Here is a 19,732-nt window from a genome sequence, read left to right on the forward strand (position 1 = left end):
GGGCGGTCACCGGGGAGTACGGCGGACCGCCCGCCCCGCCAGTACGTCCGTCCTGCGCCCGTCCTCGATCACGAAACGGCCGTCGATGAGGACGTGCGGGATGCCCGTCGGCAGCGTGCGGGGCTCCTCGAAGGTCGAGCCCGCCGCGACCGTGGCCGGGTCGAACAGGACCAGGTCGGCGCGGTACCCCTCGCGGACCAGCCCGCGGTCGGGCAGGCGCAGGCGGGCGGCGGGGCGGCCGGTGAGATGGGCGACGCACTCCTCCAGCGAGAGGACGCCCAACTCCCGTACGTACCGCCCGAGATACTGCGGGAAGGCGCCGTAAGCGCGCGGGTGCGGCTTGTCGCCCCGCAGGATGCCGTCGGAGCCGCCCGTATGCACGGGGTGGCGCATGATCGACTGGACGTTCTCCTCGTGGCCGACGTGCTGGAGGATCGTCGAACCGAGCCGGTCGTCGAGGAGCAGACGGCGGGCGGTCACCCAGGGGGCCTCGCCCCGCTGGTCCGCGGACTGCCGGACCGTCCTGCCGACGTAGGGCGCGAGCGAGGGGTCGTTCACTCCCGAGATCTCGATCGTGTCCCACTCGATGGGCACGCCGTGGCAGCCGTCGGCGCCGACGACCTCCATGTGGTGCCGGATCCGTTCGGCGGTGTCCTCGTCGGCCAGACGCTCGAGGATCGCCTCCGGGCCGCCCTCGCTCGCCCAACTCGGCAGCATGGCGACGAGGGTCGTACAGCCCGGGGTGTAGGGGTACGTGTCCAGGCTGATGTCCGCGCCCTGTGCCAGCGCCTTGTCCAGGAGGGCGAGCAGGTCCGGTGCCCTCCCCTTGTTCACGCCGAAGTTCATGGTGGCGTGGGCCAGGTGGAGCGGACAGCCGGCTTCACGGGTGAGGGCCACCATCTCCTCGTACGCCTCCAGGGCGCCCGCCCCGTACGAGCGGTGGTGCGGGCAGTAGTAGCCGCCGTACTCGGCGACCACCCTGCACAGCTCGGTGAGCTCGGCGTCCTCGGCGTACATCCCGGGCGTGTACGTCAGCCCCGAGGACATGCCGACCGCGCCCTGTGCCATCCCCTCGGCGACCAACTGCCGCATCCGGTCCAGCTCCTGGGGTGTGGCCGCCCGGTCCTCCCAGCCGACGGCGAGCATACGGACCGTGCCCTGCGGGATGAGGTACGCCGCGTTCACGGCGATCCCCCGATCCAGTCGGTCCAGATACTCGCCGACCGACCGCCAGTCGAAGTCGATGTCGTCGCCGTACCCGTTCCAGCCGGTGATCGCGCTGCGGACCTCGGCGAGCGTGCGGTCGTCCACCGGCGCGTACGACAGGCCGTCCTGGCCGATGACCTCCAGGGTCACGCCCTGCGCCGCCTTCGCGCTGTGGTCCGGGTCCCGGAGCAGCGCGAGGTCGCTGTGCGCGTGCATGTCGATGAAACCGGGCGCGAGCGCCAGGCCTTCGGCATCCAGGACGCGGCGGGCGACCGGGCGCAGACAGCCCGCCGCCGCGGCCTCCTTGACCACGGTGGTGATCACGCCGCCCTCGATGCCCACGTCGGCGCGGTACGAGGGGCCACCGGTGCCGTCGACGACCTCCGCGTCGCGGATGACGAGATCCATCACAGGGGCCTCCTAGAAGAACGTGCGGACGTAGTCGACGACCGTGCCGTCCGCCTCCACCAGCGGAATCAGCTGCCACTTGTCGAAGGACGTGCAGGGGTGGGAGAGGCCCATGCCGAGCCAGTCGCCGACCTGGAGATCCGCCTCCGCGGTCGTACGGAGCCAGCTGTGCTGGTCGGAGAGGCCGGTGACCGCGATGCCGGTGGCCGGGCGCTCGGCGCCGTCCCGGCGTACGACCTGGGCGATGGGCAGGTCCAGGTCGTACGCCGCGTCCCGCTTGCCCGCGTTGGTGAAGGCCTGCTCGGGGGAGGGGCGGGACACGACCTGGGACCAGAGGCGGAAGGCGGGGTGCAGGGCGCCCTCCTGCGGGATGCGGGTGAAGGGGGTGATCTTGCGGTAATGGCCGTCGTCGTGCGAGACGTAGGCGCCGGAGCGCAGCAACTTCAGTATGGGGAGGGAGAGTTCGGGGATCCGCGCGAAGACGTCGGCCACCGCGTCGAACCAGGCACTGCCGCCCGCGCTGACGACGATCTCGTCGAGCCCCGCGAACCGGCCCGCCTTGTCGAAGTCCGCCGCCAGCGCGGTCAGCCGGTGCAGCCAGGCGTGCACGCGCTCGGGATCCGCCTGCGGGACCTCGCCCTCGTAGCCCGCCACGCCGACCAGGCGGAGTGTCCCCGTCGCGGCCACCGCGTCGGCGACCTCCGCGCACTCCGCCTCCGTACGGATGCCGGTGCGCGCACCCTCGCCGGCGGCGAGCTCCACGACGACGTCGAGGGGGCGGGGGGTCCCGCGCAGCGCCGCGTCCATCAGCTCGACGCCGCGTACGGAGTCGACGTAACAGATGAAGCGGAAGTCCGGGTCCTCGGCCAGCTCGGCGGCGATCCAGCGCAGCGCCGCCGCGTCGACGAGCTCGTTCGCGAGGAAGATCCGGTCGATCCCGAACTCCCTCGCCACGCGCACCTGGTGCGGCATCGCGAGCGTGATGCCCCAGGCGCCGTGCTCGATCTGCTTCCAGAACAGCTGCGGGGCCATCGAGGTCTTGCCGTGCGGGGCGAAAGCGAGGCCGTGGCGGGCCGCGTACGTCTCCATGAGTTCGAGGTTGTGCGTCAGGCGCTCGGCGGAGAGGGCGAGGACGGGGGTGGTGAAGCCGTCCGTGAAGAGGTTGCGGCGCTGGGCGGCCAGCTCCCCGACGGTCAGGCCCGCGGCGTCCGGGGGGAGGCCCTTGAAGCGGTGGTCGACGCGGTCCGCCGTGAGTGCGGCCAGCTGTGCTGCGGCGGTGTCGGCGCCCATGGGGCCTCCTTTGACGAGGTGAGATGCGGTGCGCCGCGGATGCGGTGCGTGGGTCTCGCTGGTGTATTGCGCTATGTGCAACGGTCATTGCGCATGACGCTTACTGCTGTCTAACATCCCAGCCAACGCAGGGTCAACGGCGCACGGAGCGCCTTTGGCCGCGAGAGCGAGGAGCCCCAGTCATCGTGCCCCCCAACGGACCCGCAGGTGCCGCGGCCCACGACGCCGACGCCGACACCGACGCCGATGCCGTCGGCGGCCCTGTCGATGTTGTCGCGCTCGGCGAGTCCATGGTCACGTTCCTGCCCTCTCGACCGGGACGCCTCGCCGACGTGCCGTCGTTCGAGCGGGGGATCGGGGGCGCGGAGTCGAACGTGGCGTGCGTGCTCGCCTCGGCCGGGCACTCGGTGCGCTGGGTCGGCCGGGTCGGCGCCGACGGGTTCGGCGACCATCTGGTGGAGGAGATCGCCGCGTACGGCGTCGACACCTCCGCCGTACGGAGGGACCCCGCGCGCCCGACCGGCATCTACTTCCGTACGGCGGGCGACCGGGCGACCGACGCCCACGAGGTGGCGTACTACCGGGCAGGGTCCGCCGCCTCCGCGATGGCCGTCGACACCGTGGACCTGGACGCCGTCCGCGCGGGCCGCGTGCTGCACCTGTCCGGCATCACCGCCGCCCTGTCCGGCGACTGCCTGGCCCTGGTGAGGGAGCTGACCGCACCCCGGCCCGTCCGCCCCCTCGTGTCGTTCGACGTCAATCACCGCGTGAACCTCTGGAACGGCCAGGACCCGGGCGCCGTCCTCCTGGAACTGGCCCGCGGCAGCGACCTGGTCTTCGTGGGCGAGGACGAGGCCGAGGCCGCGTGGGGCGTCACGGGCGGCGCGTCCGCGATCCGCGCGGCGCTGCCGCAACCCCGGGTGCTGGTCGTGAAGCAGGGGGTACGCGGGGCGACCCTCTTCGAGCGTGAGGGCGAGGCCGAGGCCGGCGCTCCGGGCGGCGAGTGGGCGACGGCAGCCGCAGCCGGGGCGCCGGTCCCCGAGCGCGCGCCTGACGACGTGTCCGCTGCCGAAGAGCGCGCGCGTGCCGATGCGGGGCTCGTCCGCGACCGTGCTTCCGGCGGCGTGACCACCGCCCGTGACACCGTCACCTTCGTCCCCTCCCTCCATGTCGACGTCGTCGCCCCCGTCGGCGCCGGGGACGCCTTCGCCGCCGGGTTCCTCTCCGCCACGCTGCGAGGACTCCCGGCCAAGGACCGGCTGCGGCACGGCCACCTCATGGCCGCCGCCGCGCTCACCGTGCCCGGCGACCTCGCCGCGCCTCCCGGCCGGGAGCACGCCGACCGGCTGGCCGCCCTGGACGACGGTGCGTGGGAGACACTTCGACTCGGCCCCGGCTGGACCGAAGCCGTCGACCAAGCCGTCGATCGGGCCGAGGAGGAGGTACGTACCCCATGAGCCAGACCGTCGACCGAGCGCTGAGCATCCTGCCGCTGCTCGCCGAGGGGCCCGCCGACCTCGGGCAGGTCGCCGACCGCCTCGGCGTCCACAAGTCCACGGCGCTCCGCCTCCTGCGCACGCTCCATGAGCACGGTCTGGTCTACCGCCAGTCCGACCAGCGCTACCGCCTGGGCGCCCGCCTCTTCGCCCTCGCCCAGGAGGCCGTCGAGAACCTGGACGTCCGGGAGATCGCCCACCCCCACCTCGTACGTCTCAACGAGCAGTGCGGGCACACCGTCCACCTCGCGGTGTACGAGGAGAACGAGGTCCTCTACATCGACAAGGTGGAGAGCCGCTACCCCGTGCGCATGTACTCGCGGATCGGCAAGCCCGTCGCCATCACCGTCGCCGCCGTCGCGAAGCTGCTGCTCGCCGACCTTCCCGAGGCCGAGCGCCGCGTCCTCGCGGAGAAGCTCGACTACCCCATGTACACGGCCCGTTCGATCCCCAACGCCCCCGCCTTCCTCAAGGAGCTGGCGACCGTACGCGAACAGGGCTGGGCCACCGACCTCGGTGGCCACGAGGAGTCCATCAACTGCGTCGCCGCCCCCATCCGCGGCGCCGACGGACGCGTCGCCGCCGCGATGTCCGTCTCCGCGCCCAACGTCGTCGTCACCGCCGACGAACTCCTCACGCTGCTCCCGCTGGTGCGCCGTACCGCTGACGCCATCAGCCGTGACTACTCCGGAAAGCCCCCGAAAGACCCCAGCTAAGGACCCCGAAGACCCCAGCTAAGGACCCCGCATGACAGACAAGATCGCCCTCACCCCCAAGACCCACACCACCCCACCCGCCAAGTTCTCGCACGGCGTGAAGAAGGGGAACATCCTCCAGGTCGCCGGACAGGTCGGCTTCCTGCCGGCCGAGGAGGGCAAGCCCCCGACGCCCGCCGGCCCGACCCTGCGCGAACAGACCCTCCAGACCCTCGCCAACGTCCGGGCGATCCTCGAAGAGGGCGGCGCGAGCTGGGACGACGCGATGATGATCCGCGTCTACCTCACGGACGTCGACCACTTCGCCGAGATGAACCAGATCTACAACGCCTACTTCGAGGAGCAGGGCCTCACCGCGCCCCCCGCCGCCCGCACGACGGTCTACGTCGGCCTGCCGGCCGGACTCCTCATCGAGATCGACGTCCTGGCCGTACTCGGCTGACGTCACTCGTGAGCCGACGCTCGTTACTCCTGAGCTGAACGTCCTCACACCTGAGCCTGCGCTCCTCCCGCAACTCCCGCACTCCGTACGTCGTCACGGTGCGGCGCCCGTCATCCCGGGGCGCCGCGCCGCGATCCCCCCTGCCCTGAAAGCCCCATGCACTTACGGAACAGAGGCCCTCCATGTCGTCCCCGTTGTTGTCGTATCCGCTCGCAGCGACAGTCCCAGCCACCCCCGAGGCCCCACCCCACACCGGCGGCCTGCTCCTCCTCGTCGACGGAACGGCCGGTCTGCTCACGGTCGCCGCCCTCGGCATCGCTCTCCTCCTGATCCTCATCATCAAGGCCAGACTCCAGCCGTTCGTCGCCCTGCTCGCCGTCTCCATAGCCGTCGGCCTCGCGGCCGGACTCTCGGTCACGGAGCTCTTCGGCACGGTCCAGCGGTCCACGGCCGTCTCCGTCATCGAGTCCGGCATGGGCGGCATTCTCGGCCATGTCGCGATCATCATCGGTCTCGGCACCATGCTCGGCGCGATCCTCGAAGTCAGCGGCGGCGCCGAGGTGTTGGCGTCCCGGCTGCTCAACCTCTTCGGCGAGAAGCGGGCGCCGCTGGCGATGGGCCTCACCGGCCTGATCTTCGGTATCCCGGTCTTCTTCGACGTCGGCATCTTCGTCCTCGCGCCGATCGTGTACGCCGCCGCCAAGCGCTCCGGCAAGTCGATCCTGCTCTACTGCATGCCGCTGCTGGCCGGCCTGTCGATGACCCACGCGTTCCTGCCCCCGCACCCCGGTCCGGTGGCGGCGGCCGGTCTCCTCCACGTCCAGCTCGGCTGGGTCATCCTCATGGGCATCGTCTGCGGCATCCCCGCTGTGCTCGCCGCCTGGGTCTACTCCGCCTGGATCGGCAAGCGGATCTTCGTCGCCGTACCGCAGGACATGGTCGAGGCGGCGGCCGAGGCCAAGCTGGCCGTCATCGAGGAACAGCGTGCGGCCGGCGTCGAGCCGCGCGAGAAGCCGGTGCCGCTCGGCACGGTCCTCGGCATCATCGGTACGCCGCTGGTGCTGATCCTCGCGGCCACCTTCTCCTCGATCGCCCTCGATCCCTCCACCGGCCGCTCGGTCATCGAGTTCTTCGGCAGCCCCTTCGTGGCTCTGACGATCGCCCTGCTGCTCGCGTACTACCTGCTGGGCATCCGCCGTGGCTGGTCACGCAAGTCCCTTGAGACCGTGTCGACTTCATCGCTCAAGCCGGTCGGCAACATCCTGCTCGTGGTCGGCGCGGGCGGCATCTTCGGCGCCGTGCTGAAGGCGAGCGGCGTCGCGCAGGCCCTCTCCGACACCTTCAACGACGTCGGCCTCCCGGTGATCGTCCTCTCCTACCTGATCTCCGTGGTCCTGCGAGTCGCCCAGGGCTCGGCGACGGTCGCGATCGTCACCACGGCCGGCATCGTGGCGCCGCTGCTCGCCGAGGGCCACCACTCCCAGGCCTTCGTCGCCCTCGTCATTATGGCGATCTCGGCGGGCTCCATCTTCGCCTCCCACGTCAACGACGGCGGCTTCTGGATGGTCGCCAAGTACTTCGGCATCTCCGAGCGCGACACCCTCAAGTCCTGGACCGTCCTGGAGTCGGTGCTGTCGGTGGCGGGCTTCGCGGTCGCGTTGGTGTTGAGCGTCTTCGTATAACAGCCGCGTAGCTAAGTAGGGGCTGGCTGTGTCCGACACAGGATCTTCGACCATACTGCCCGCTGTGGAGCAGCGCATAGGTTCGAAGAGCCAGCCCCTGGACGCCGCCGCGGTGAACCCGGCACACATCCCCGGGCTTACGTCACCCGTGCCGGCGGAGCCGAACGATGCGGTCGAGGAGACCGAGGAGGCCGCCGCCGAGGAGACCGTCTCCGACGCGGCGGTCTCCGCCGATGACTCCTCGGACTCCGCATCCGGAGAGGAAGCGGAGGAGACGGAGGAAGCCGAAGCCGAGGAAGCCGAAGCCGAGGAAGCCGAAGCCGAGGAAGCCGAAGCCGAGGAAGCCGAAGCCGAGGAAGCCGACCCCGACGGTCCCGTCTTCGAGGCGTCCGACCGGCGCGCCTCGATCACGGCCGACCACAAGGGCATACGACTCCGCCTGGACGACCAGGAGTGCGAGTTCCGCTGGGACGAGATCGGCGCCGTCGAGACGGAGGCGCCGCGCTTCGGCAAGCGGTTCACCGTCACGGTGCACACTCCGGACCGCCGCTGGTACCCGGTCGAGATCGAGGCGAAAGCGAAGTCCCAGCACAAGGAGTGGGAGGCCGCACTGGACGAGGTGCTGGACGCGTACTTCGAAGAGGGCGCGGAGGCAGAAGCGCCGGACGCAGAAGCGCCGGACGCAGAAGCGCCGGCCGAGGAAAGCGCCCCGTAAAGCGCCCTGCAAGAGGCGCGGGGAACTGCGCGACCGGCGACGACCGGCCCGCAGTTCCCCGACTGCCTCATTCGCTCGTCACGAGCCATTCGCTCGTCCCGGGCCTCCGCTCCTCCCGGGCCTCCGCTCGTTACGGGCCTCCGCTCGTTACGGGCCTCCGCTCGTCACGAGCAGTACTGCGCCTCCTTGCCGATGGACCGGTACATGCAGTCCGCGTTCTCCAGCAGTTGCAGCACCGCGTCCCGGTTGCGCGACGTTTCCCGCTCGATGACCTCGTCGGGCGGGTAGAAGCCCCCGCCGCCGGACGACGGGTACATCTCGAAGGTGTAGCTGAAGATCTTCTGGGCGCCCCAGAGATAGTCGTCGATCGAGCCGTCCGTGATGTACAGGTCGCTGGACTGCTCGGGCGTGTAGCCGTTGCTGGCGGCCATCTTCTGGCCGACGGTCCTGAAGGCGTTGTAGTCGTCCGCCGTCATGCCGGTGGCGGTGTCCGAGTAGGTGTAGCCGAACGGCCACAGCACCAGCTCGCTGTACGTGTGGAAGTCGATCCCGGCGGTGATCTGCTGCTTGCCGCCGACGATCCGGCCGCGTACGAAGTCGGCGACGACCTTCACCTCGGGCGCTGACTCGGCGGACGCGCCCCGGTAGGTCTCGGAGGACTTCGACCCCGAAGAGCCGCCGCAGCAGCCCCACTTGTAGTTCCAGTTGCGGTTCAGGTCCGTGCCGACGTACGACGAACCGGAGTTGGGCTGGCGGTTCTTGCGCCACGAGCGGTACGAGCCGGTGGCGATGTCGTACTCGCCGCCGTCTGGGTTGAGGTCCGGGACGATCCAGATCTCTCGGTTGTTCACCATGTTGGTGACACGGGAGTCGCTGCCGTATCCAGCGCCGAGCTCGCGCAGCAGGTACAGCGCCATCTCCACCGTCAGGTGCTCACGCGCGTGCTGGTGGAAGGTGAAGAGGACCTCGGGCTCGTTCTCGTCGGTCGCCACGTTGTCGCTGACCTTGATGGCGACGATGTCCCGGCCCTGGTACGACTTGCCGATCACCTTCTTGCTCATGATGCTCGGGTACGCCGCCAGCCGCTGGTCGATCTCCGTGTTCATCTCGGCGTAGTTGTGGTACTTCGAGTCCGCCGAAGGGAAGTCGAGGATCCGTACGTCGTCGGCGCCGCTCGAACGGTTCGGCGCCGAGCCCAACAGCGAGACCTCGTAGCCGAGTTCGCGCAGTTTCCTGATCTGGTCCGCGCGGCCCGAGACGACGACGGTCTCCTCGTCGGCCTCGTCCACGCTGACGCCGGCCTGCTGGATCGCCGTACGGGTCACGGGGGTGGTGCTCTGGTGGATCTCGTACTGGCGGATGTCGTCGGACGAGGGCGCCGGGGCCTTCGTCGCGCTCGCCGTGGCGTCGGTGGCGGTGGCGGTGAGGGGCGCCGCGAGGGCGAGGGCCGCGAGCACGGCGAGGGCGGCGGTGCGCCGCCCGCTTCTGCCGTTGCCGTCGGGACTGCCGCTGCCGCGTATGCGAAGTCGCATGAAGTCTCCTTGTTTCTCCAGGAATTCCGGGATCTCCGGAATGTGGGGAGTGGAGCGGGGGGTGGCTCATGGCGACGTGCCTGATGCGGGTGTGGCGCTCATCGTGAGGCCATGGCATGAGCAGGTCAAGATGCGACAAAGTGTCGATGGCGGGATTCGGCCGAAAATCGGCCTGACCATGTGTGCGTCGCGTGGTGATCGCCGCGCGCTCCCTTGTCTCGCCGCCCCCTTTACGCTTTCTTGAATCGCATGACGGAGACCACTGGGAAGCCCGAGAAGTCCGGGACGTCGGCGTCAGGGGAGGCCGGCTCCGGCCCCCGTAAGTCCAGTTGGAAATACATCGGCCCCGGCATCGTCGTCGCCGCGACCGGCGTCGGTGCCGGGGACCTCGTCGCGACACTCATCGCGGGCAGCAACTTCGGCTACACCCTGCTCTGGGCCGCCGTGATCGGCTGCGTGGTCAAGATCTCGCTGGCCGAGGCGGCCGGACGCTGGCATCTGTCCACCGGGCGCACCCTCTTCGACGGCTGGGCGAGCCTGGGCCGGTGGACGACCTACTTCTTCGTCGTCTACGCGGTCGTCTGGGGCTTCGTCTACGGCGCGGCGGCGATGTCGTCGAGCGCGCTGCCGTTGCAGGCGCTGTTCCCCGACGTCTTCCCGGCCGACTGGTCGATCAAGCCGTGGGCGGTCATCTGCGGGCTCATCGGCCTCGTCTTCGTCTGGTTCAACAAGTACGAGGTCTTCGAGAAGGTCATGACCGTACTGGTGGGCGTGATGTTCGTGGTCACCGTCTACCTGGCGATCCGCGTCACCCCCAACCTCGGCGACGCCTTCGCGGGGCTGCTCCCCGTCCTGCCCGACGAGAAGGACTCGATCCTCAACACGCTCGGTCTGATCGGCGGGGTCGGCGGCACCATCACCCTGGCGGCGTACGGCTATTGGGTCAACGCCAAGGGCTGGACGAACACCGGCTGGATGAAGGTGATGCGGCTCGACAACCGGGTCGCGTACGCCACCACCGGCATCTTCGTCGTCGCGATGCTCTTCGTCGGCGCGGAACTCCTGCACTCCGCGAACGTGGCCATCGCGAACGGCGACAAGGGGCTGATCCAGCTCGCCGACATCCTGGAGGCGGAGTACGGCACGGCGACCGCCAAGTTCTTCCTGATCGGTTTCTTCGCGACCTCCTTCACCTCGCTGATCGGCGTCTGGCACGGCGTGAGCCTGATGTTCGCGGACTTCGTGGCGCGCTACCGCACGCGCACGGCGACGACGGGGGAGGACGTCGCCTCCGGCCGGCGGGAGAGGTCGTGGCCGTTCCGCGCGTATCTGCTGTGGCTGACCTTCCCGCCCATCGTGCTGCTGTTCCAGGGCCAGCCCTTCCGCCTGATCATTCTGTACGGCGTCCTGGGCGCGGCCTTCCTCCCCTTCCTCGCCCTCACCCTGATCTGGCTCCTCAACTCCTCCCGCACACCCGGGGAATGGCGCAACGGCGCACTGAGCAACTCGATGCTGGCTCTCGCCGGACTCCTGTTCCTGATCCTGTGCGTGAAGCAGATCTGGGACCAGCCGTGGTCGGAGTTCTTCTGACCTTGGCCCGGCCCGGCCCGGTCCTCGGCCACAGCCACGGAGCGACAGCGGGGCGCGCCCGCCCGGGTGCTGAGGCTGCCCGTCCCCGGCGTGCCGGAGACGGGCTCGTCGTGCGGTGACACAGCCACATCCGCGTGCGCCCCTCGCTGATCAGCTACATGTGGTGCGCGCACTGCCGCCGCTTCAGGGGGTGGACCGGGCCCGACCTCGGGACCTTCGACTTCACCGACCCGCTGGAGAAGCTGTCGACGGAGGAACGTGCCGCCTTGGCGAAGGACTTCGGCGGCTTCTTCCGGAACCTGGACAGGCTGTGGGACTCCGGCGAGCTGCCCCAGCGGTTCTCGTGAGGCGGGGCATCGCCGCTCGTGAGGCCGCCGCGGCTCGGCCGGCCCGTCGTCCCCGGACGCGGTCCGGCCCCGGCTGTCTCGCAGCCGGGGCCGGACCTTCGTCCTGCTGACGGGGAGGGGTCAGCCGAGTGCGTGCACGTGCGGTCCCACCGCGTTCGACCACGCGTTGCCCGCCGAAGCGTCCCAGTTCGTCGACCAGGTCATCGCGCCGCGCAGGTCCGGGTAGGTCCTGGACGGCTTGAAGGAGCCGCAGTTGGTGGCCTTGGTCAGGCAGTCGAGGGCGTTGTTCACGATCGTGGGCGAGACATAGCCGCTGCCCGCGCCGCTGGTGGAGGCAGGGAGGCCGAGGCCCACCTGGGACGGGGCGAGGCCGCCCTCCAGCTGGATGCAGGCGAGCGCGGTCAGGAAGTCGACCGAGCCCTGCGAGTACACCTTGCCGTCGCAGCCGAGCATCGAACCGCTGTTGTAGTACTGCATGTTGACGACGGTCAGGATGTCCTTGATGTTCAGGGCCGTCTGGAAGTACGCGTTCGACGTCGACTGCATGTCGATGGTCTGCGGGGCCATCGTGATGACGAGAGACGATCCGGCCTTCGACGACAGGGACCGCAGGGCCTGCGACATGTACGTCGCGTTGAGACCGTTCTCCAGGTCGATGTCGACCCCGTCGAAGCCGTACGTCTGCATGAGGGAGTAGACGGAGTTGGCGAAGTTCGTCGCGGAGGCCGAGTCGCTCACCGACACCGTGCCGTTCTGGCCGCCGATGGAGATGATGACCTTCTTGCCCGCGGCCTGCTTGGCCTTGATGTCGGCCTTGAACTGGTCGACGGTGTAGCCGCCGAGTCCGGCCGAGTCGAGGGTGAAGCTCACCGCGCCGGGTGTGCCGGTGGCGTCGGCGAAGGCGACGGCGATGATGTCGTACTGCGACTGCACGGCGGAGATCTTCTGGACCGTCGCGCCGTTGTTGAAGTTCTGCCAGTAGCCCGTGACGGCGTGCTTGGGCAGGGTGCCGCCACCGCCGCCGGAGGACGCGGTCGTCGTGCCGGTGACCGCCGACGACTTCGCCGATTCACCGGCCGAGTTCGTCGCAGAGACCTGGAAGGAGTACGACGTCGAGGCGGCGAGCCCGGAGACGGTCGCCGACGTCCCCGTCACCGACTGGACCTTCGTGCCGCCCTGGTAGACGTTGTAGCCGGTCGCGCCCGAGACCGTGTTCCAGGACAGGGACACGGAGGAGGAGGTCGTGGACGAGACGGCCAGGCCGGCCGGCGTCGCGGGGACCGTGGGGGCCGGGTCGCCGCCACCGCCGCCGTCGGGCCCGAACACCGACAGGTCGTCCGCGTAGTACGCGGCCTGCCCGTACCAGCCGTGCGTGTACACCGTCACCGAGGTCGTCGACGCGCCCGTCGTGAAGGTGGTCGTCAGCTGCTTCCAGGAGGAGGAGTCGGGCGTCCACGTCGACACGTCCGTCGTCCCGGTGCCGGTCGCGCCGAGGTAGGTGTAGCCGCCCTGCACCCAGGCGCTCAGCGTGTACGTCGAGTTGGGCTTGACCGCGACGGTCTGGGTGCACTTGGCGTTGTCCTGCCCGGCGGGGGTGCCCTTCAGCGCGGCCGAGCCGCCGTGCACGGGGGAGGAGACGGTCGTACCGCTGCTCGCGGAACAGGTCCAGTTGCTCAGGCCCGACTCGTAGCCGCCGTTCTTGGCGTTGTTGACGTCCGCGGCCGAGGCGTCGGTGGCGAGGCCGGTGAGGGTGAGGGCTGAGGCGGCGAGTGCGGCGGCGAGGAGTCCCGCCCAGGTGCGTCTGCGTCCGGGCATGCCTGATACGCGGTCCACTGGGACCTCCGGTGAGGGGGAGGGGAGGGGGGAAGTACGGAACGGTGGCCACCGTTGGATGTACAAGTTGGTCCAGACCAATTCGGTTGTCAAGGCCTGTGGCGCCCTCAACGCCCTTGCCTCGGCGTCGAGTTGTGGCATATGCGGCTCACTCTCCGTTGATCATGCCCACACCTTCGGTGAGTTGATCTCGGGAAGTCGGTGTTGAGCGGGGCATGCCGTGGATATGGTGCTGATACAAGAGGACGTCACAGTGACGATCTGTGGCCATCTGTGACCGTCCATGGCGAAACAGGGGCGATCTGAGGCGGTGGTTGACCACCCCGCCACAGCGAACGGGGTGTGTGCAGCGTGCCGACCGCGATAGCCGTCACCAGTCCCGACCTGGTGCTCCCACCGCACGACCGGCAGACCCCGCCCGCAGTCGTCCAACCGCTCGGCACCCTCGAAAGCTCCCTCACCGGGATGCACGCGCTCATCGAGCAGCACGGGTACGTCATCTCGCTCTACCCGTCCTCCGTCGCCGGTGACGTGACGCGGCGACTGCACACCGTCCGCTCCGTCCTGGAGAGCGACCGCATCGCGCTGCTCGGCCTCGACCTGCCGCCGCTCGGACTCGCCCTGCTGGCCCAGCAGTTGCGCCAGCTGTCGGTCTGCGACTTCAGCCCCGGTGTGCTCGCCTCCTCCGCCCGGCTGCTCGCCCACTACATCTACGCCGGTGCCCTGCTCGGCTCGGTCGCCAAGCTCGACCGGGTCCCGGTGTCCCTGAAGTCGCACGCCAAGTCCTGGGTGCCGGGCGCCCAGTTCGCCGTGCTGGCCAATCCGCGACCGCAGCTCGTCAGAGTCGGCCAGGAGGAGCTGCCCGGGCCCGAGTTCGGCACCCGGCTGCTCGTCGCCGAGGGGCAGCCGCCCTCCGACTGGGTCGCCGCCGAGCTCGCGCCCGCCTGGCGGGTGCAGGGCGTCGCGACCGTGCCGCTGCCGGAGGAGTCGGTCCGCTGGTGGGGCACGTCGCGGCTCGTCGAGTTCGCCGCCGGCCTGTACGACGTCTCCGTGCTCTACCAACTCGTCTCGTCCGTGCGGCGGGAGGAGTGCCACTGGTGCGGCCTCGAACTCATCGGCGACCGTTGCGGGTTCTGCGCCGCGCCCCTGCCGCCGACGCCTTCACCTTCGCAGGGGCTTCCGGCCACCGCTGTCCGGGCAGCCTCTTCGGTACGCGCCCTGCCCCGGGGCGCCACGTAAGCCACCTACGTACAGCTGAACAACAACAGGCACGACCGCTCGACCCCGCCGTCCCCCGCAGATCGAGGTTGTCCGCGTCATGAACTCACGCCAGCGCCGCGGCGTCATCCTGCTGGTCCTCTCGGCCCTGTGCGCCCTGGGCGCCTTCGCCGGAGTGCTCTCGGTGATCCGTGACGTGAACTCCAAGGTCGGCCCGGAGGTGGCGGCGTACCGCCTGAAGGGCGACATCGCGCCCTACAAGGAGCTGTCGGCCGACCAGTTCCAGAAGATCTCGATGCCCAAGCGCTGGCTGTCGTCCACCGCCGTCACCAGCCTCTCCCAGATCCGCGGCAAGATCGCGGTCACCCAGCTGGAGAAGGGCTCCCTGCTGCAGACCGACATGGTCGTGGACCGGCCCGAACTGGCCGCAGGGCAGCAGGAGATCGCGATCATGATCGACGCGGCGACCGGCGTCGCGGGCAAGATCAACCCCGGTTCCCGGGTCAACATCTACGCCACCTTCAAGGCCGAGAACGACAAGGGAACCGACCAGTCCAAGGTCATCGTCGAGAACGCCCGCGTCATCGACGTCGGCAAGCTCACCGCGCTCGACCCGGGCCAGTCCAGCTCCGACCGCCGCAACAGCGCCACCCAGGCCGTCCCCATCACCTTCGCGCTCGACACCGCCGACGCCCAACGCGTGGCGTACGCCGAATCGTTCGCCGAACACGTCCGGCTGGCTCTGGTCGCGGGCGGCTCCGACGCGGCCGTCGCGCCCGGCGACCGTACGTACACCCTCGACGAGGACAAGTAGGAGGCCGCGCATGACGACCGCTCCCGCCGGGGCCCGTCGCAAGAGGCGTGAACGTCGCCAGAGCCGTCGAAGGTGCCGTCGATGACCATCCGCATTCTGCCCGCCGTCGGCGACATCGACTCGGCCCGCGCGCTGACCACCCTGCTGAGTCAGCTCGCCGACGCCGAACCGGCCCCGCCCGTCCCCGACTCGACGGCGCTGCTGGACACACTGGCGAGGCTGGCCGCCGAGTCCCTCGACGAATTGCCGGAAGTGGTCCTGGTCCACGAACGGATCGGCCCCGTCCCGGCGTTGGACCTCATCCGCGACCTGGTGATGCGCTTCCCGGCGGTCGGCGTCGTCCTCATCACCGCCGACGCCAGCACCGGCGTCCTCACCGCCGCCATGGACTCCGGCGCCCGCGGCATCATCGGCCTGCCGCTCGGCTACGACGCCCTCGCCGAGCGCGTCCAGGCGGCCGCCGCGTGGTCCGCCGGCATGCGCCGCCACCTCGGCAGCGGGACGCCCGAGCTGTACGCGGGGCCCGGCGGCACGGTCGTCACGGTGACCGGCGCGAAGGGCGGCGTCGGCGCGACCCTGACGGCCGTCCAACTCGCCCTGGCGGCAGCGGCCTCGGGCCGCACCGTGGCGCTGGTGGACCTCGACCTCCAGTCCGGGGACGTGGCGTCGTACCTGGACGTGCAGTTCCGACGGTCGGTCGCCGACCTCGCCGGCATCAGCGACATCAACCCACGTGTACTCCAGGACGCGATCTACACCCACGACAGCGGCATCGGCCTGCTGCTGGCCCCCGCCGAGGGCGAACGCGGCGAGGAGGTCACCGATCGGGTGGCCCGCCAGGTCCTGGCCGCCCTGCGCTCCCGCCACGACGTGGTGGTCGTCGACTGCGGCTCCCAGATGAACGCCGCGACCGCCGCCGCCGTCGAGATGGCCGACCAGGCGCTGCTCCTCGTCACCCCGGACGTCGTCGCCGTCCGCGCCGCCAAACGCATGGTCCGCATGTGGGACCGCCTTCAGATCCGCAAGGCGGAGGAGACGACGACGGTCGTGAACCGTTTCTCGAGGGGTACGGAGATCCAGCTCTCCCTCGTCGAACGCGTCACCGGCACCAAGGTCGCCCGCTCCGCCGTCCCCGCCGCCTTCAAGGAACTCCAGTCCGTGGTCGACGCCGGCCGGCTCCAGGACCTGGACACCCGCTCGACGGTGAAGCAGGCGCTGTGGGGGCTGGCGGGCGAGCTGGGACTTGTGGTCGCCCAGGAAGGCGGCGGCGGTGGGCGCCGTCGTAAGGCGGCATCGGACCGGGGAGCGCTGGCGCTACGGCGACGGGGCGGCGACCGGGGAGCGGTGACGCTCGAATTCGCCGGCATGTTCCCGCTGCTCCTGGTCGTCATGACCATCCTGTGGCAGTGCGTGCTGTACGGCTACTCGTACTCGCTGGCCGGGAACGCGGCGGACGAGGCGGCACGAGCGGCGACAGCGGCGTACGCGGTGAACGGCGATGTCGCGGGCGCGTGCGCGTCGGCGGGGAGCAAGCATCTGCCGGGGGCGTGGAGCGGAGCGGAGATCAACTGCACGCCGGCGGGCTCGGTGATGAAGGCCACCGTCGAGGTCGACGTGCCGCTGTTCTTCCCGGGGTTCGACGCGGGGTGGCATGTGAGCGGGAGCGCGGGCGCCGCGCTGGAGGGGGACGACGGATGAGGCTCTCCCCGAAACGTGGACTGGGGGACGACGGATGAGGCCCTCCCCGAAACGTGGACTGCGCGATGACCGAGGCGTCTCCATGCTGGAGTTCGCCGGGTTTCTCCCCATCCTGCTGGTGATCGGGATGGCGGCCATTCAGCTCGGACTCATCGGGTACGGCATCAACCAGGCGGGGTCCGGGGCGCGCGCGGCGGCGCGAGTCGCCTCGCAGGACGGCGACGGCACGGCGGCGGGCCAGGCCGCCGTGAGCGGCTGGCTGAAGCCGGACGTCACGTCCGACAAAGGGGCCGATCTCACCACAGCAACGGTTCATGTCCATGTCCCCGGCGTCATCCCCCTCTTCGGCGGCTATGACGTGACCCGCCACGCCACCATGCCCACCGACGACTGACCGAGAGGAGCCGAAGACACATGAGCCTGCGTTCCCGCATAGCCACCCCCGACGAGTCGGGCCCCGCGCGTGAGGACGGCCATCTCGTCGCCGTCTACCGCGCGAAGCTTCTCGAAGAGATCGACCTCGCCGAGATGTCCAGCCTCGCGGCGGCCGAACGCCGCGTACGCCTGGAACGCGTGCTGGGCCACATCATCAGCCGCGAGGGCCCGGTCCTCTCCTCCGCGGAACGCTCCCAGCTGATCCGCAGGGTCGTCGACGAGGCCCTCGGCCTCGGCGTCCTCGAACCGCTCCTCGCCGACGCGTCGATCACCGAGATCATGGTCAACGGCCCGGACTCGATCTTCGTGGAGCGGGCGGGCCGAGTGGAGCAGCTCCCGCTCCGTTTCGCTTCGAGCGAGCAGCTCATGCAGACCATCGAACGCATCGTCTCGACGGTCAACCGCCGCGTCGACGAGTCGAACCCGATGGTCGACGCCCGCCTCCCCACCGGCGAGCGCGTCAACGTCATCATCCCGCCGCTCGCCCTGACCGGCCCGACGCTCACGATCCGCCGCTTCCCGCGCGCGTACACCCTCCCGGAGCTGATCGGCCTCGGCTCGCTCGACGAGCAGATGCTCATGCTGCTGGCGGCCTTCGTCAGGGCCCGCTTCAACGTCATCGTCAGCGGCGGCACGGGATCGGGGAAGACGACCCTGCTGAACGCCCTCTCCGGGCTGATCCCGTCCCACGAACGCATCATCACCATCGAGGACTCGGCCGAGCTCCAGCTCCAGCAGGAGCACGTCATCCGCCTCGAATCCCGCCCCCCGAACGTGGAGGGCAAGGGCCAGATCACCATCCGCGACCTGGTCCGCAACTCCCTGCGCATGCGCCCCGACCGCATCATCGTCGGTGAGGTCCGCGGCGGCGAGACCCTCGACATGCTCCAGGCCATGTCGACAGGACACGACGGCTCCCTGGCCACCGTTCACGCGAACTCCGCCGAGGACGCCCTGATGCGCCTGCAGACCCTCGGCTCGATGTCCGAGGTCCAGATCCCCTTCGAGGCCCTGAAGGACCAGATCAACTCGGCGGTCGACGTCGTCGTCCAGCTGGCCCGGCACGCCGACGGCTCCCGCAAGGTCACGGAGATCGCCCTGCTCGTCTCGCACGGCCGCGAACAGTTCCGTATCGCGCCCGTCACCCGTTTCGTCCCCCGCCCCGTAGGCCCCGACCGTATCGTCCGCGGCCACTTCGAACACCTCCCGCTGCCCCGCCAGATCGCGGAGAAGCTGTACGTCGCCAACGAGCCGCTGCCGCCCGCCTTCGGCGTCACGGAGGCCATCGACGTACTCAACACGAGGCAGGCCATCGGATGACGTCCCCCACCGACGACTCCTCCTCCGAAGGGAGGCAGCCATGAACGACCCCGCCCTCCTCGCGCTCGGCGCGACCGTCCTCGGCGGCACACTCGCCGTCGCGGGCGTGCACACGTACGCCTCGGGGCGTGCCCAGCGCCAGGCCCTCGTCGACCGCCTCTCCAGCGGCGGCCCCCTGCGTACGGCGGCGGGCCGCGTACGCCGCTTCGCCGGCATCGACCGCCGACTGCGCCGCACCCGCCTGGGCCGCACCATCCACCTGCGCCTGTCGGCGACGGGACTCGACGTGACGGCGGGGGAGTTCTTCACCTACGTCACGGCGGTGGTCGTGGCTCTGTGGCTGATCGCCTCCGCGACCCTCGCCCCCTTCTTCGGCCCGATCGCCGCCGTCCTGGGCGTCTGGAGCGCGGCCATCTTCCTCAACTGGCAACGCCAGAAACGTATCGAGGCCTTCATCAACCAGCTCCCCGACGTGGCACGCCTGCTGGCGAACGCCACAGCGGCGGGGCTCGCCCTGCGGACGGCCCTCGCGATGGCGGCGGAGGAGCTGGAGGCCCCGGCGGGTGAGGAACTCGCGCATGTGGCAGACCAGTTGATGCTGGGCCGGACGATCGACGACGCGCTCGGTGAACTCTCCGAACGCCTTCCCTCCCGCGAGCTGATCGTCCTCGTCACGACGCTCGTCCTCGCCAACAAGGCGGGCGGTTCGGTCGTCAGCTCCCTGCGCAACCTCACCCAGACCCTGGAAGACCGCAAGGAAACGCGCCGCGAGGTCCGCACGATGCTGTCCGAGGTGAACGCGACCGCCTTCACGGTCCCCTTCCTCGGTATCGGCTCACTGGTCCTGATCAACTCCTCGAACGAGGGAGCCCTGGCCCGCGTCACCGGCTCCCCGCTCGGCCAGGGCCTGGTCCTGCTGGCCCTCGGCCTCTACACCGTCGGCTTCTTCGTCATCCGCCGCCTCGGCAAGATCGAAGTATGAGGGAGGGG

Annotated in this window: 17 protein-coding genes; 13 read left to right on the top strand and 4 right to left on the bottom strand. The window is 70.1% G+C overall.

Annotation, left to right across the window (positions count from 1 at the left end; translation table 11 throughout):
- Nucleotides 1-6: 6 nt before the first annotated feature.
- Both IEY95_RS34055 and IEY95_RS34060 read right to left on the bottom strand, forming a co-directional pair.
- Nucleotides 7-1,614 (bottom strand): N-acyl-D-amino-acid deacylase family protein, encoded by a 1,608-nt coding sequence (locus IEY95_RS34055; protein ID WP_373294603.1) that lies wholly within the window; start codon nt 1,612-1,614, stop codon nt 7-9.
- A gap of 12 nt (nt 1,615-1,626) precedes the next feature.
- The gene (locus IEY95_RS34060; RefSeq protein ID WP_189190043.1) at nt 1,627-2,904 is read right to left on the bottom strand and encodes an amino acid deaminase; all 1,278 of its coding nucleotides are present in this window, start codon (nt 2,902-2,904) and stop codon (nt 1,627-1,629) included.
- 185 nt (nt 2,905-3,089) lie between these two features.
- On the opposite strand from IEY95_RS34060, the gene IEY95_RS34065 reads away from it, so the two are divergent.
- From IEY95_RS34065 to IEY95_RS34085, 5 genes are all read left to right on the top strand, one after another.
- Nucleotides 3,090-4,361, top strand: a complete 1,272-nt coding sequence (locus IEY95_RS34065; RefSeq protein WP_268240535.1) for a sugar kinase — start codon at nt 3,090-3,092, stop codon at nt 4,359-4,361.
- Entirely contained in the window at nt 4,358-5,116 is a 759-nt protein-coding gene (locus IEY95_RS34070; RefSeq protein ID WP_189190044.1) for an IclR family transcriptional regulator, read from the top strand. Before IEY95_RS34065 ends, IEY95_RS34070 begins: the two co-directional genes overlap by 4 nt.
- Before the next feature lie 31 nt (nt 5,117-5,147).
- Nucleotides 5,148-5,558 carry a RidA family protein gene (locus IEY95_RS34075; protein ID WP_189190045.1) on the top strand — a complete coding sequence of 137 codons (411 nt, stop codon included), beginning with the start codon at nt 5,148-5,150 and terminating at the stop codon, nt 5,556-5,558.
- Between the two features lie 197 nt (nt 5,559-5,755).
- Nucleotides 5,756-7,240: a GntP family permease gene (locus IEY95_RS34080; protein WP_189190188.1), complete on the top strand. Its 1,485-nt coding sequence runs from the start codon at nt 5,756-5,758 to the stop codon at nt 7,238-7,240.
- A 64-nt stretch (nt 7,241-7,304) separates the two neighbouring features.
- Nucleotides 7,305-7,955, top strand: coding sequence for a hypothetical protein (locus IEY95_RS34085; protein WP_189190046.1), 651 nt, complete (start codon nt 7,305-7,307; stop codon nt 7,953-7,955).
- A gap of 164 nt (nt 7,956-8,119) precedes the next feature.
- On the opposite strand, the gene IEY95_RS34090 is transcribed toward IEY95_RS34085, so the two are convergent.
- Nucleotides 8,120-9,487: a M14 family metallopeptidase gene (locus tag IEY95_RS34090; RefSeq protein WP_189190047.1), complete on the bottom strand. Its 1,368-nt coding sequence runs from the start codon at nt 9,485-9,487 to the stop codon at nt 8,120-8,122.
- 249 nt (nt 9,488-9,736) lie between these two features.
- Between IEY95_RS34090 and IEY95_RS34095 the strand changes: the two genes are divergently transcribed.
- Nucleotides 9,737-11,077 carry an Nramp family divalent metal transporter gene (locus tag IEY95_RS34095; RefSeq protein ID WP_189190048.1) on the top strand — a complete coding sequence of 447 codons (1,341 nt, stop codon included), beginning with the start codon at nt 9,737-9,739 and terminating at the stop codon, nt 11,075-11,077.
- A 134-nt stretch (nt 11,078-11,211) separates the two neighbouring features.
- Complete coding sequence (locus tag IEY95_RS34100; RefSeq protein ID WP_189190049.1) at nt 11,212-11,424, top strand: hypothetical protein; 213 nt, start codon at nt 11,212-11,214, stop codon at nt 11,422-11,424.
- Nucleotides 11,425-11,544: 120 nt separating this feature from the next.
- Here IEY95_RS34100 and IEY95_RS34105 read toward each other — a convergent pair whose 3' ends face one another.
- Entirely contained in the window at nt 11,545-13,239 is a 1,695-nt protein-coding gene (locus IEY95_RS34105; RefSeq protein WP_229703555.1) for a chitinase, read from the bottom strand.
- A gap of 369 nt (nt 13,240-13,608) precedes the next feature.
- On the opposite strand from IEY95_RS34105, the gene IEY95_RS34110 reads away from it, so the two are divergent.
- The 6 genes from IEY95_RS34110 (at nt 13,609) to IEY95_RS34135 (ending at nt 19,724) form a co-directional block, all read left to right on the top strand.
- A complete protein-coding gene (locus IEY95_RS34110; RefSeq protein ID WP_189190051.1) occupies nt 13,609-14,496 on the top strand; it encodes a hypothetical protein in 888 nt (295 codons plus the stop codon).
- A 79-nt stretch (nt 14,497-14,575) separates the two neighbouring features.
- Nucleotides 14,576-15,289, top strand: a complete 714-nt coding sequence (gene cpaB / locus IEY95_RS34115; RefSeq protein ID WP_189190052.1) for a Flp pilus assembly protein CpaB — start codon at nt 14,576-14,578, stop codon at nt 15,287-15,289.
- 81 nt (nt 15,290-15,370) lie between these two features.
- Nucleotides 15,371-16,987: a CpaE/TadZ family protein gene (locus IEY95_RS34120; RefSeq protein ID WP_189190053.1), complete on the top strand. Its 1,617-nt coding sequence runs from the start codon at nt 15,371-15,373 to the stop codon at nt 16,985-16,987.
- 82 nt (nt 16,988-17,069) lie between these two features.
- The gene (locus IEY95_RS34125) at nt 17,070-17,381 is read left to right on the top strand and encodes a TadE/TadG family type IV pilus assembly protein (protein ID WP_189190054.1); all 312 of its coding nucleotides are present in this window, start codon (nt 17,070-17,072) and stop codon (nt 17,379-17,381) included.
- Between the two features lie 20 nt (nt 17,382-17,401).
- Nucleotides 17,402-18,742, top strand: a complete 1,341-nt coding sequence (locus IEY95_RS34130) for a TadA family conjugal transfer-associated ATPase (RefSeq protein WP_189190055.1) — start codon at nt 17,402-17,404, stop codon at nt 18,740-18,742.
- 40 nt (nt 18,743-18,782) lie between these two features.
- Nucleotides 18,783-19,724, top strand: a complete 942-nt coding sequence (locus IEY95_RS34135) for a type II secretion system F family protein (protein WP_189190056.1) — start codon at nt 18,783-18,785, stop codon at nt 19,722-19,724.
- Nucleotides 19,725-19,732: the final 8 nt, after the last annotated feature.

Origin of the sequence: Streptomyces albiflavescens (assembly GCF_014645835.1) — a bacterium.
GTDB lineage: Bacteria > Actinomycetota > Actinomycetes > Streptomycetales > Streptomycetaceae > Streptomyces > Streptomyces albiflavescens.

Coding starts and splice junctions, on each gene's coding strand:
- IEY95_RS34055 (WP_373294603.1), bottom strand. CDS start 1,614: ATGGATCTCGTCATCCGCGACGCGGAGGTCGTCGACGGCACCGGTGGC.
- IEY95_RS34060 (WP_189190043.1), bottom strand. CDS start 2,904: ATGGGCGCCGACACCGCCGCAGCACAGCTGGCCGCACTCACGGCGGAC.
- IEY95_RS34070 (WP_189190044.1), top strand. CDS start 4,358: ATGAGCCAGACCGTCGACCGAGCGCTGAGCATCCTGCCGCTGCTCGCC.
- IEY95_RS34075 (WP_189190045.1), top strand. CDS start 5,148: ATGACAGACAAGATCGCCCTCACCCCCAAGACCCACACCACCCCACCC.
- IEY95_RS34090 (WP_189190047.1), bottom strand. CDS start 9,487: ATGCGACTTCGCATACGCGGCAGCGGCAGTCCCGACGGCAACGGCAGA.
- IEY95_RS34095 (WP_189190048.1), top strand. CDS start 9,737: ATGACGGAGACCACTGGGAAGCCCGAGAAGTCCGGGACGTCGGCGTCA.
- IEY95_RS34105 (WP_229703555.1), bottom strand. CDS start 13,239: ATGCCCGGACGCAGACGCACCTGGGCGGGACTCCTCGCCGCCGCACTC.
- cpaB (WP_189190052.1), top strand. CDS start 14,576: ATGAACTCACGCCAGCGCCGCGGCGTCATCCTGCTGGTCCTCTCGGCC.
- IEY95_RS34120 (WP_189190053.1), top strand. CDS start 15,371: ATGACCATCCGCATTCTGCCCGCCGTCGGCGACATCGACTCGGCCCGC.
- IEY95_RS34125 (WP_189190054.1), top strand. CDS start 17,070: ATGCTGGAGTTCGCCGGGTTTCTCCCCATCCTGCTGGTGATCGGGATG.
- IEY95_RS34130 (WP_189190055.1), top strand. CDS start 17,402: ATGAGCCTGCGTTCCCGCATAGCCACCCCCGACGAGTCGGGCCCCGCG.
- IEY95_RS34135 (WP_189190056.1), top strand. CDS start 18,783: ATGAACGACCCCGCCCTCCTCGCGCTCGGCGCGACCGTCCTCGGCGGC.